The organism is Acinetobacter sp. SM34, from assembly GCF_022012365.1.
Classification (GTDB): domain Bacteria; phylum Pseudomonadota; class Gammaproteobacteria; order Pseudomonadales; family Moraxellaceae; genus Acinetobacter.
Genome location: NZ_JAKLTP010000015.1, coordinates 47,079 through 60,013, shown reverse-complemented (window position 1 = coordinate 60,013; position 12,935 = coordinate 47,079). Strand labels below are relative to the sequence as shown.

The 12,935-nt window shown below is 44.5% G+C and carries 8 protein-coding genes and 1 pseudogene; all 9 read left to right on the top strand.

Annotated features, from left to right (window positions below; genetic code table 11):
* The first annotated feature begins 142 nt into the window (after positions 1-142).
* Complete coding sequence (locus LZZ98_RS12840) at positions 143-1,705, top strand: sensor domain-containing diguanylate cyclase (RefSeq protein ID WP_237788183.1); 1,563 nt, start codon at positions 143-145, stop codon at positions 1,703-1,705.
* A 206-nt stretch (positions 1,706-1,911) separates the two neighbouring features.
* Positions 1,912-5,367 (top strand): MASE3 domain-containing protein, encoded by a 3,456-nt coding sequence (locus LZZ98_RS12835; RefSeq protein ID WP_237788182.1) that lies wholly within the window; start codon positions 1,912-1,914, stop codon positions 5,365-5,367.
* Between the two features lie 156 nt (positions 5,368-5,523).
* Positions 5,524-5,661: pseudogene (locus tag LZZ98_RS15625) on the top strand (IS5 family transposase); the annotation flags it as partial.
* A gap of 286 nt (positions 5,662-5,947) precedes the next feature.
* A complete protein-coding gene (locus LZZ98_RS12830; protein ID WP_237788181.1) occupies positions 5,948-6,349 on the top strand; it encodes a transposase family protein in 402 nt (133 codons plus the stop codon).
* Between the two features lie 28 nt (positions 6,350-6,377).
* Positions 6,378-6,776 (top strand): transposase, encoded by a 399-nt coding sequence (locus LZZ98_RS12825; protein ID WP_237788180.1) that lies wholly within the window; start codon positions 6,378-6,380, stop codon positions 6,774-6,776.
* Between the two features lie 70 nt (positions 6,777-6,846).
* Positions 6,847-8,085 (top strand): efflux RND transporter periplasmic adaptor subunit, encoded by a 1,239-nt coding sequence (locus LZZ98_RS12820; RefSeq protein ID WP_237788179.1) that lies wholly within the window; start codon positions 6,847-6,849, stop codon positions 8,083-8,085.
* Positions 8,086-8,095: 10 nt separating this feature from the next.
* Complete coding sequence (locus LZZ98_RS12815) at positions 8,096-11,179, top strand: efflux RND transporter permease subunit (RefSeq protein WP_237788178.1); 3,084 nt, start codon at positions 8,096-8,098, stop codon at positions 11,177-11,179.
* Positions 11,172-11,498 carry a DUF3240 family protein gene (locus tag LZZ98_RS12810; RefSeq protein ID WP_016165445.1) on the top strand — a complete coding sequence of 109 codons (327 nt, stop codon included), beginning with the start codon at positions 11,172-11,174 and terminating at the stop codon, positions 11,496-11,498. Before LZZ98_RS12815 ends, LZZ98_RS12810 begins: the two co-directional genes overlap by 8 nt.
* A complete protein-coding gene (locus LZZ98_RS12805) occupies positions 11,495-12,802 on the top strand; it encodes a TolC family protein (protein ID WP_237788177.1) in 1,308 nt (435 codons plus the stop codon). The genes LZZ98_RS12810 and LZZ98_RS12805 overlap by 4 nt, the downstream gene beginning before the upstream one ends.
* The last annotated feature ends 133 nt before the right edge of the window (positions 12,803-12,935 follow it).

Here is a 12,935-nt window from a genome sequence, read left to right as displayed (position 1 = left end):
ACGCTCGGTAAAACAAATAGGGTCGGGAAAATTGACGGCCATTTCAGGATGATTTGACTCACGTCGATGTTATTGAAATAAACCGTGTTTTTTCATTATTTTGTGATATAAGTATCATAAATGATGACTTGGAATTGCCCTATTGAGACAGGTTTTACTGGCGCCTCGTTTAAATCTGCGCAGCTTAATATTACTTTTAACGGTTTTAAGCGTGACCTGTCTGTTTATCTTTGCCTTATTTTTTGTTAACTATACTGTGAAAGAGCGCCTGATCGACAACTCTCTGGCCTTGAATGCCGAATACTCCTCCAGGATTGCTGCCCATACCAACTATCAATTTGAAGAAATCTTAAAAAACTTACGCTTTAGCGCCAAACTGCTCGGTCAAGATTTTGCTAGTGCCAGCCTGCGGAATAGTGAAACGGCACGCCTGAAAAGCCAGTCAGGAAATTTCAACAGTGTTTTTCTGGCTGACCGGGAAGGGCATATCATCTCATTTTTCCCGACCAGCTTAAAGATTGACTCTAAACAGATTTATAAAACCTATGGCATCACCGAGTCAATTAAACGCAAGCAAACTTATATTTCTTCTCCCTACTGGTCTTCGACCAAAAAATTGATCGTGATTATTTCTGAACCGATCTTCGATGCCCAGGGGCAATATTTGGGCTTTGTTGCGGGCACGATTTATCTGCAGAGCAAGAATCTGGTCAGTGAAATGCTGGCATCCAAATATGGCTACAAAAAAAATTATACCTATGTGATGGATGACCAAAAACGCATCATTTTTCATGCCGATACTCGGGAAATTGGCCAGAAAGTCCAGGCCAGTGATGGATTAACAACCATGCTTCAGCAACAGGATGGCGCTTTCCGTCTGATGAACAGTAAAGGAATAGATAGTCTGGTTGGTTTCTCGCGTATTCCCAGCGTGAGCTGGATTGTGGTATCGCAGCAGCCGATTGACGAGCTGTTTGCTCAAGCCAACAGTATTATTATCAAAGTATCCATCGGGATTACCCTCTTTTATTTCTTCATTTTCTTTGTGGTCTGGCGTTTATCCGGTTTGATTGCACTGCCTTTAAACCATTTGGCGAAAATGGCCAGTATGCTCAGTCGGCCGGATGTTCAGGAAAAAATTAAAAAAATTGATCCTGTGTATTTTGAGGTTGATCAGTTCAAAAATTCCCTGATGCTAAGCTGTCAGAATTTTAATGAAAAAATTGATGAGTTGAATCAGTCGGTGAATACCGATCCGCTAACCGGTTTATATAATCGCCGCGGAATGAACCTGTTTATTGAAGAATTTGTGCGTATGCGTACGGATTTTGCTGTTCTGGCCGTGGATATCGACTTCTTTAAAAAGGTAAACGACAGCTATGGCCATGACAAAGGCGATATCGTCTTACAAAAATTGGCAAGCCTGATGAAATATCATTTCCGTGACAATGATATCTGCTGCCGTTCAGGGGGAGAGGAGTTTATTATTTTAATGGCTGCTTCAGACCCGACCACCGTTTTTCAGGCGGCAGAACGGCTACGAACAGCGGTTGGGCTCACCGAAATGGATGACATGGGAACAGTGACTATTTCAATTGGTATCGCTTATTGGCCGCATAGTTCTGAGGATGTGGAAGAGGTATTGAAAATGGCAGATCAAAAACTGTATCAGGCCAAGCGTGAGGGACGTAACTGCACGCGTTAATTTCAGCTATTTAACTGATGCAAACACGACAGAGAGAGTTGAGGTATTTGATATATAAGATTAGCTGTAGGCGGCTCTCATGCAAGGTATTCACGGATTATTTACACCGGCCTAATGTTATAATAAACATGTGAATTTTCAGACAATACAAAATTTTAAACAGCGCTATGACATAAGGCCATTTTCGAACTTTATTGGGGAACTTTATGCCTAAATCATCTCGTGACTTATTTTCACCGGATGTATTCGACCTTAAGTCGTTTATTTCTCCTTATATGATGATCATTCCTCCGACGATTTTTGCCTTGCTGATCTGGTGGACCAATCAAAGTTTTGGTTTCGTCTTTACCCATACCATCGCGGAACTGATTTCCATCATTATCGCGCTTACAGCTCTGATAGTGACTGTGGTATCGCGGCATTTTACTAAAAATTATTTTGTGGTTTTCATTGCCATTGCCATTGGCTGGTGTGGATTTATTGATCTGTTCCATACCTTGCTTTACAAAGGCATGCAGATTCTTCCTGTGGACAGTGCCAATCAGGCCACACAATTATGGATTGGCGCCCGCCTGTTGCAGGCTTTGACCATGCTCGTCGCACCATTCATGCTGACATGCGCGATCAAGCCTATCCCACTGAACCTGTTTTTTGGTCTGCTCAGTGCCGGGATTGTGACTGCAGTCATGCTGGGTTTCTTCCCCACCGCCTTTGTTGATGGGCAAGGTCTGACCCCTTTTAAAATTTACAGTGAATATCTGATTATTGCGGTACTGGCAATGGCGCTGATACTGGTCTGGCGCCGCCGCGAATATTTATCGGCACAACTAACGTTTGGGGTCAGCCTTTCCATGCTGACCATGATGGCCTCTGAATTTACCTTTACCCAATATGTATCCGTATATGCTGATGCCAATCTGCTGGGGCATATTCTGAAAGTTTATTCCTACTGGTTCATTTATATGGCACTGGTCGAGTCGACCATCAAAGAGCCTTTTAGCATGCTGTCCAAGGCGGCCAGCACCTATGACACCATTCCGGATCCGACCTATATTGTCAGTTCCAGCCACACCATTCAGCAGGTCAATCTGGCGGCAGCCCGGCTACACGGTATTGCTGCGGCACAATTGACCGGATGTTCCGTGCATGAACTGGTGCATGATCCTCGTGTAAAGACCGAGGATTGTCCGGTGTGTTCTAGACTACAGCAGGCACCGCAAGAGTTTTTAATCCAGCTGACCTTGTCGGACCGCAAAACGGTCGAGTGTCATGTCGCCCCTTTTGCGGAACGCTTGGGCAAAAAACCGGTCTGGGTCATGGTGGTACACGATATTACAGACCGCCAGCTTTTGCTGCAGGATGTACAAAAACGGGTCAAAGAAGTACGTTGTTTGAACCAGATCAACCAGCTCTGTAATAACACGCATAGCGACATGGCCGAGCTGTTGCAGAAAGCCATGGAAATCATTCCTTCGGGATTTTCCTCTCCGGAAAGGATTCATCTGAGGATTGACAGTGACTGGGGCATTTTTGGCACCGGGCTTCCGGCCCAGACGCCCTATCTGCAGTCGGCCTTTGCCAATGACACCCAGAAATTCGGAAACTTAACCATCTGGTATGCTCAGGCACCGGATGTGCCCGCTTTTCTGGATGAAGAACAGAGTTTAATCGATCACATCACCAGCCAGATTACCGATGTTTATATCCGGTTACAGTCCCAGGGGCGGGTAGCACGTTTAACCTATCTGTACCAGCTGCTCAGTGAAACCAACCGGGTGATTGCACATAGTCAGAACCAGCAGCAGTTGCTGACTGAGTTGCAGCAGGTACTGCTGAAGCTGGGTAGTTTTGCCAAAATTTTGATTGCGCTGAAAGTTGATGATCAGGCGGACAGTCCACTGGTGATTCAGTTCCATCATAATATTAGCGCCAACATTTTGCCCACTTTGCAGACTGCCTTGCAGCAGGATCAGAATATTCCGTTGAATCAGTTGAAAAATACCAGCCCGGATGTGGATGTTTATGCCTATACCCTAGCCAATAATCCTGATGACAGTGTTTCTCCAGAATACCGGACCTGGAGACAGTATTTAAAACAGGAGCAGATCCGTCAAGCGGCATTAACGCCGTTGCTGTTACAAGGCCATTTCTGGGGACTGGTTGGGCTGTACACCACGGGCCAAGTGGAATTTGACCAGGAGCAAATTCAGCTGCTGCAAAATCTCTCCAGAGATATTTCATCTGCGCTGGAACGTTTTTCGGCTGAGCAGCAGCGTCAAACAGCTGAAACCTATTCGCAGCAGATGGAACAACGTTTCCAGCAGGTGTTTTTACAGTCGCCGGTACCGATGCATATTATTTCCATACAGGATGAACGCATTCTCGCAGTCAATCTGGCCTATGAAAAATGGCTGGGATACAGCTTGGAGGATTTCCAAGACCGGGAAGCCTGGTTGAAAAAAGTGGCACCAGATGCAGAACAAAGACAGTTGATGCAGCGGAGCTGGCAAGCGGCCTTGCAGCTGGCGAAAAACGGCAAACAGGTGCAGCTTCCTGAAATTACCCTGGTAGCCAAAGATGGCAGTCAGCGTATTGCACAGCGCACGCTGGCGATCGTCGGCAATGATGCGATTCTGGCCTGGGCTGATCTGACTGCCATCCGGCAAACCGAGCAGGCATTAAGAGACAGCGAGCAGCGTTTCCGTGGCATGGTGGAACAAACCGTGGTCGGAATGTATGTACTGCGCGACAATCAGTATTTATACGTCAATCCAAGTTATGCCAACATGCTGGGTAGATCTGCCGCAGAGCTCAACGGACATAATATTCAGGAGTTTAGCGATGCGACCCCAGATACTCTGGCGCTGATTCACCAAGCTGAGGATAAGGCACAGCTGGCAGAACACTCGAACCTGCCTTACACGATTCCCGTGCGACATCAAAATGGCCAGATCCGGGAATTTTCCCTGTATGCCCGTCGTATCCTTTGGGATGACGGTTTGCCTGCCGCGATTGTAATGGCGCAAGACATCACCGAGCAAAAGCAGGCCCAAGACCAGATTGCACGGCAGCTGGAACAGCTGGAGGCCACCATGTATGGCACCTTGCAGGCGGTATCGATCATGGTGGAATTGCGCGATCCTTATACCGCAGGGCATGAACGCCGTGTAGGCTTGATTGCCAGTGCGATTGCCAAAGAAATGGGCTGGGATGAAAAACGCTGTCTGCAGATGGAAGAAATTGGGCTGGTACATGACATCGGTAAAATTTCTATTCCTTCCGAGATTCTGACCAAACCTTCTCGTCTGACCCATCTGGAAATGGAAATGATGAAAGGCCATGCACAGGCCGGTTATGAAATTCTCAAGGATGTTCCTTTCAATATTCCGATTGCTGAAATCATTGGCCAGCATCACGAACGGATGGATGGCACCGGTTATCCTAAAGGATTAAAAGGTGATGAGATCTATCCTGAGGCGCGTATTCTGACCGTGGCAGACGTGATTGAGTCAATAGCTTCGCATCGTCCTTATCGTGCGGCTTTGGGGGTTGAGGTGGCCCTGGCAGAAATTTTACGTGGACGCGGGATGATTTATGATGCGGAAGTTTGTGATGCAGCAGTACGTTTAATTAATGAAAAGGGATATGTCCTGCCCAGTTAAACAGGCTGGATAATCATCAGGTGAATAGCAGCCCAAAAGCTATTCACTCTTTTAGCTTAATGGAAATTTGGAAGACTGATGTTTTCTAATGCTTTAAATTGAAGTGCTATGGTGTATTGAGAATTAGGTTAATAAGACTTCCGTTTATAATCATGGATAGATAAATACTTAACAGATGCTCAATGGGCAAAAATGGAACCACTCTGCTTCAGTAAAGTCACAGATCGTGTACGTAGTGGTACAAATAATAGATTATTTTTAGAAGCTGTATTGTGGATTACCCGTATAGGTAGTTGTATTAGCCCCCGTAAAAACGAACAGTTAACTCGCTAATTTTAGCGATAGAAATTCCCGAGGGGGGATTTCATTTTTAATCCACTATGCGGATAATTGCAATTATTGTCTTCTATCTATGGTGGCAAAGCTTTCATTACTGTTTCAGTATCAGGTACATCATTCAAATAGACGTAACCTGAGCAAGTTTCATCACATACTAGATCTCTTGCATAAATCAAAAAACGATCAGTAAATTGCCCATTTTTTATTCCAACAAAAAGGTATGTTCTATTATCATTGACACATGAAATATTCAAAAGTTAAAACATTATCGAGTAGTCAATTCAAACGACTTATTGGCATACAACCTTCAACCTTTTTAGAAATGCTCGAAGTATTAAAAATAAACCAAGCGAATACCCGGCGAGGCAGACCTTCCAGCCTTTTACTTGAAGATCAACTCTTAATGACTCTAAGTTATTGGCGTGAATATCGAACACTTTTTCATGTCGCTATGAGCTATGGGCTCCATGAGTCTAGTGCATCTAGAATTATCCAAAAGATAGAAAATATTTTAATAAAATCTGATAAGTTTCATTTACCTAAGAAATTACCTCATGATGAAGGTTTAGATTGGGATGTTGTTATTGTTGATGCCACTGAGATGGTAATTGAGCGTCCCAAAAAAACAGAAAAAGTTCTATAGTGGTAAGAAAAAATGCCATAGGATTAAAGTGCAACTGACAATTCATTATGAAACGATGCAGATTATTTCAATAGGTCTTGCACAAGGAAGTACACATGATTTCCAATTGTTTAAAGATCAGCGTAAGAAGCAAAAATATAAAGCCATTATGCTTGTTGATAAAGTGTATCAAGGTTTAAGTCAATTAGGGGTCAGATGTCTAATTCCATTCAAGGTAGGTAAAAACAAACCATTAACCTTATTGCATAAACAGATTAATCGAGAAATTGGCAAACATCGTATTCGAATTGAGCATGTAAATGGTAAATTAAAAACTTTCAGAATTCTTGCTACACGTTACCGTAATCGACGTAAACGTATGAGTTTACGCCTGAATTTGATTGCTGCAATTTACAACATGGATTTGCTCCAGCCTCGAAAAAATTGAATTTTCAAATTTAATTAGATCTTAAGAACTTGATTTTACCCTGAGTGAAAATATTTTTGAGGGTAGATCAGTGAGTCAGCAAGTGAGTGTATTACGAAATAAAAAACTATTTATCAGTATTTGCACATTGGCCTTGGTGATTTTAGGAATTTGGTGGGGCAGCAGTTTACTACTAAATAAAAATAAAACGGAAAAATCAAAGACACAAAATGTAGTCGCCAATGAAACAGAAACAATAGATGTGTCTGGTAATCAGATTTTAATTTCGCCCACACAGATTCAACAAGCAGGTATTCAATTACAAACTTTAGGACAAGCGACAAGAGATGTACAATTCGCACTGACTTTGCAGGGGCAAGCGCAGTGGTCACCTCAAAGTAAAGTGGTTTTAACCAGTCCTGTAGCGGGGATAGTGCAACAGGTACTGGTGCAACCTTTAGCAGAAGTGGGTTTACACAGTCCTGTACTGGCCATTCATAGCCCTGATTTAATTCAGATTCAAAATGAAATTTTACAAATTCGTGCACAACTGCAATTGGCCAGCCAAAATTTGGCACGTGAACGCAGTTTATATGCTGAAGGGATTATTGCTGAAAAACGTGTACAGGAAGCCCAGAATGTAGTGCAACGACTGAATATTGATCTGAATGCCAAGCAACGCATGTTGCAGTTTATGGGCGGAAGTAGCAGTCAGGGACTGAATCCCGTGGTGTATGTCAAAAGTCCCGCCAGAGGCAGTGTAGAAAGTTTACAGGTATCTGCAGGTCAGTATGTAGAAACCGGTGCAGTACTGGGCCAGTTGGTGAATAGTGATCTACCTTTGCAATTAATGCTGCAAGCCCCTTTAGCGGATAGCAAATATATCCAGATTGGCGATCTGGTCAAAGTTGAGGGGTGTGAAATTACCGGGCAGGTACAACAAATTGCACCAGCACTTTCAGGCAATACGCAATCTCAAAATGTTCTAGTCCAAATGCAGGCCAAGGATAACTGTTTAAAAGTACAACAGTTTGTTAAAGCGAATATTCAAAGCCATAACCCGACAACAAAAACCGCATGGGTAATACCGAGTGCTGCCTTAACTTTAAAAGATAACAAGCACTTCATTTTTATCAAAAACCAAAATGGTTTCGTGGTAATGCCTGTGGAATTGGTGGGTGCGAACCAGCAGCAAAGTCATGTGATTGGAAATGCATTAAAACCTGGAATTCAAGTTGCTGTGAGGGGTGTCGAACGTCTAAAAGCCGTTTGGTCAGGTTTCGGTGCAGAGCAGGCACCACCTGCCAGCAGTAGCACTGCGGTGAATTGAGGTTAGGCACATGTTAAAAAGTATTATTGCATTTTCACTGAGTCAACGAATCCTAATGCTGTTATTGGGTATGGCAATCAGTGTTGCGGGTTATTTGGCATTTACCAAATTGCCGATTGATGCCTTTCCCGATGTATCAAGCACACAGGTTCAAATTGTGATGAAATCTCCTGGCATGACGCCAGAAGAGGTGGAAAGCCGTATTGTGGTACCGATAGAACAGGAAATGTTGGGAATCCCTCATCAAACTGTACTACGTTCACAATCTAAATATGCCATTGCAATCATTACCCTGGATTTTGCAGAAGGGACAGATCCTTATTGGGCCCGACAACAGGTCAATGAGCGTTTGACTGGAGTCATGTCAGCTTTGCCTGGCAATGCATCAGGCGGGATTGCACCTATGACGACACCATTAGGTGAATCTTTTATGTTCACTTTACATGGCCCTATGAGTGATATGGAAAAACGAACCTTGCTCGATCGGGTCGTCCGTCCACAGCTCAGAAAAATTGAAGGGGTAGCGGATGTCAATGTCCTTGGTGGTTTGGCACGTACCTTTGAAGTGACACCCAACCTCGATGCTCTGGCATCGAGAGGTCTATCTCTTGATCAGTTAAAACAAGCAATTGAATTAAATAATGCAAGTGACGGTGCGGGGCGTCTGAATGAAAATGGAGAATCATTACTGATTCGTAGCGATAGTCGTGTCACCAATTTACAAGAGCTGGGCGAGATTATTGTTTCCAATCATCAGGGGACGCTGGTGCAAGTGAAGGATGTCGCCGATGTCCATACCGGTGCACTTACCCGTTACGGGGCGGTAACCGAAAATGGTCAGGGTGAAGCTGTTGAAGGGATTGTCCTCACCTTAAAAGGTGCCAATGCACGTCAGGTTGTGCAAAGTGTGCGTGAACATTTGCATGACATTGAGAAAAATTTACCCCCGGGCGTTACGATCAAGCCTTTTTATGACCGTGGTGAACTGGTGAATCGTGCCATTCATACCGTGAGTAAAACCTTGATCGAGGCGATTGTACTGGTCCTGATTTTATTGCTGCTGTTTTTAGGCAATTTAAGAGCTGCTTTGGTGGTTGCCGCCATTTTACCTTTATCTGCATTGAGTACTTTCTTAATGATGCGTCAGTTTGGATTGAGTGCCAACCTGATGTCATTGGGTGGTTTAACCATTGCCATTGGTTTGCTGGTCGATGCGGCGGTTGTGGTGGTGGAAAATATTGAAATGCAACTGGCAGATGCACACGAGTCCAAACACCGTTCATTTTTACCCCCGCTGAACGTCATTTATCGCGCGGTTTGTGAGGTGGCGGTGCCGGTGACCGCAGGAATGATCATTATTATGCTGGTCTTCATTCCGTTGATGACGTTGCAAGGTCTGGAAGGGAAACTCTTCTCTCCAGTGGCACTGACCATTGTCTTTGCATTGTCGAGCTCACTGATTTTTTCATTAACGATTATTCCGGTGCTGTGTTCTTATTTCTTGAAATCTCAAGCACATCACACGCCGTATATTGTTGCTAAGCTGGAACAGGCATATAGCAAGGTGTTAAATGCAAGTTTAGCCCATCCGAAACGTGTTTATGCTTTGGCCGGAGGTGCTTTGGTGGTTGCTGCACTCATTTTTCCACTCATTGGTAAGTCTTTTATGCCAACCATGGATGAAGGCGACACCATATTGCAGTTGGAAAAAATGCCATCGATCAGCCTGCAAAATTCAATTGCACTTGACCTGGACATTCAAAGAAGAATTCTAAAACAAGTTCCAGAAGTGGCCCGCATTGTGGCAAGAACCGGCTCGGATGAACTGGGCCTTGACCCTATGGGCTTAAATGAAACCGATAGCTTTGTCATTTTGAAACCGCAAGATCAGTGGCAGGGACAAAGTAAGGAGCAGATTTTAGCCAAAATTCGCCATGTATTGGCCGATGTTCCTGGGGTCAATCTCACCTTTAGTCAGCCGATCGAAATGCGGACTTCAGAAATGTTATCGGGTGTACGTGGAGATTTGGCCGTCAAAATTTTTGGTACCGATTTAGACCAGCTGAATCAGCTGTCTAAGCAAATCTCTACCGTTCTACAAGGGATAAAAGGCAGCGAAGACGTCATGACTTTGGAAAATTCTGGGGTGCAATATCAGGAATTACGTATTCGTCGTGATATGGCTGTCCGCAATCAGCTAGATAGCCAAAGCATACAGGCACAACTCAAAATGCTCATTGAAGGGCAGCAGATTAGTTCGATTATTGAACAGGGGCGACCGGTTCCATTGATGATGAAAGGTGATCCGCGTCTGGGACAATCCAGTTTTGCCCTCGCGAACATGAATTTACCTGTTGAAAACTCAGCGGCTGTACCGTTGTCCTCTTTAGCAGAAATGGTCAAGACTGAAGGCGTCGTCAAAATTGACCGGGAAAATGCTTCAAGAATGTCCGTTGTCCGTGCCAATGTGCGTGACCGGGATCTGGTTGGTTTTGTCGAGGAAGCAAAACAGCAGGTTGCCCAGAAAGTTAAATTACCGGCCGGCTATTCATTGAAATGGGGTGGCCAATTTGAAAATCAACAACGTGCAGCAGCGCGTCTGATGCTGGTTGTCCCTGCAGCGTTGACCATGATTTTCTTCCTGCTCTTTACAACTTTAGGGTCTGTTCGTCAGGCAGTACTGGTTTTTGTGAATATTCCCTTTGCTTTAATTGGGGGAGTCGTAGCCTTAGCCATCACTGGTGAATATTTATCGGTGCCTGCTTCGGTCGGGTTTATTGCATTAATGGGGATTGCCGTACTGAATGGTTTGGTGATGATCGGTTATTTTAACCAGCTCATTTCACGCGGCGTTGCAATTGAAGAGGTGGTTCGTGAGGGGGCGATGCGACGTTTACGTCCAGTAATGATGACTGCAAGTATCGCGGCTTTGGGTTTAATTCCGTTGCTCTTTACCATTGGGCCAGGTGCTGAAATTCAGCGTCCATTGGCGATCGTGGTGATTGGTGGATTAATTTCCTGCACCTTACTGACGCTGATTTTACTTCCTAACTTGTTCAAACAATTTGGTTTAGTGCGAGATACTCATGTCTGAAATGTGCCAACTCTCTATCAACATCTCCAGTGATATTGCGGAAGAATTAATGAGCCATTTATGGCTCATTCCCGAGATTGTGACAGGATGTACCTGTATTCCGGCACAAGGTTTCGGCAGCCGCCAACATTATCGAAACATTCAAGAAAAAATTCGGGGTGCAACTGAGCGTAATTTGATTCTGTTGATTTTACCCCTCGCAACTGTGCCTTTAGTTTTGGCCCATATCCAAAAGAAATTTAAATCAAGTGACTGTTTCTATTGGGTATTACCAACCATAACATCGGGTTATGCTGGTCAAGGAGAAGTGAACGAATGAAACCAGAAATAGCGACTCAACCCCATTTGCTGGGTAAAGCCTTACGTTTACTGGGCTTGGGCTGTTGTGTGATGATGACTTCTGTCGTATCCGCGGAACCCGCTTTGGATCAGGTCTTGCCACCACTCGATGCGGTCAAACAGAGCTTGTCACAGCATCCAACTGTTCGATCGGCAGTTTCGGATCAGGACTATGCCAATTTTGCAGGACAGGGGCTAAAACTGGGCCATCCCTGGACAGTGCGTGCGGGCATGCAGCTTCGTAACAGCAATGCCCAAGATGGTCAAACAAAGTCCAATAGCTATGAGCCGAACTTTGGTATTGAAAAGCAGATTCGTTTGCCTGGCAAATACCAGCTGGATCAGGATTTGGCGCAACGAGGGATGAGTATTGCGGAATTAAAATATGAAGATGCCAAACATGAAGTTGCCAAAAATTTGCTAAATCAGTGGTTTGCATATATGCGCAGTGCTTTGCAATTGACGCGCATAGAGGAACAGCAGGCAAGAATACAGCACTATATGCAAATGACCCAGCAGCGTATTCGTGCTGGAGATGCCCCAGGACTGGAACTGATGCTGCTTAGCAATGAATCGCGGCAAATCGAAGAACAATATATGCAGGCTAAAACAGCTTACTACCAAGCACAGCAGCTATTGTCACGTGATTATCAGGGAAAAATTCCAGAACACTGGAGCAGTGATGTCATCAAAATTCGCCCACTCGAATATACACAGACTGAATGGATACAGCAGGTTTTGTCTGCTAATCATGAGCTTGAGCTGGCCAAAACGCAGGCAGCACAGCAAGATGCATTAGTCAAAAGAGAGCAACTCAATCGGGTACCTAATCCTACGGTCGGAGTGGGCTATAGTCGTGAGCAGTCTGGCATTGAAAATTTGATGAGTGTGAGCGTTTCAATTCCACTCGCCAGTCGGCAAGTGCGGATAGCTTCTGGTATGGCCATGGCGGAAGCTCAAAAGGCCAATTTTGAGATCGGACGAGTAGAAAACCGTTTGCGTCAGGAAACGCAATACTGGTTCACGCAGATGGAGTCGGCAACTGTACGGAGTGAGCAGGCTCAACAGAATTTGGCACAGTTACAGCAACAACATGGATTGATGCAAAAAGCATATAAGCTTGGTGAATTGAGTTTAAATGAACTGTTACTTCATTCACAGCAACTGGTTGATGCGCGCGGTCGAATTGATCAAGCCAAAATTGATTATGCAGAAAGCTTGAGTTTACTATTGCTGAATTCGCATCAGTTATGGCCTTTACATGAGGATCATCAGGCAGAGTAAAATAGTAGAGTGCTGATATATCAATGCCTTGTATGATCATTATTCGGTTGGTGTTCTGTCTTTCTTGGGCCAGATACCTGCCGCTTTCACAGAAATAAATATAGGCTTATAAGTAGCAGAATGAGAGGGTAGC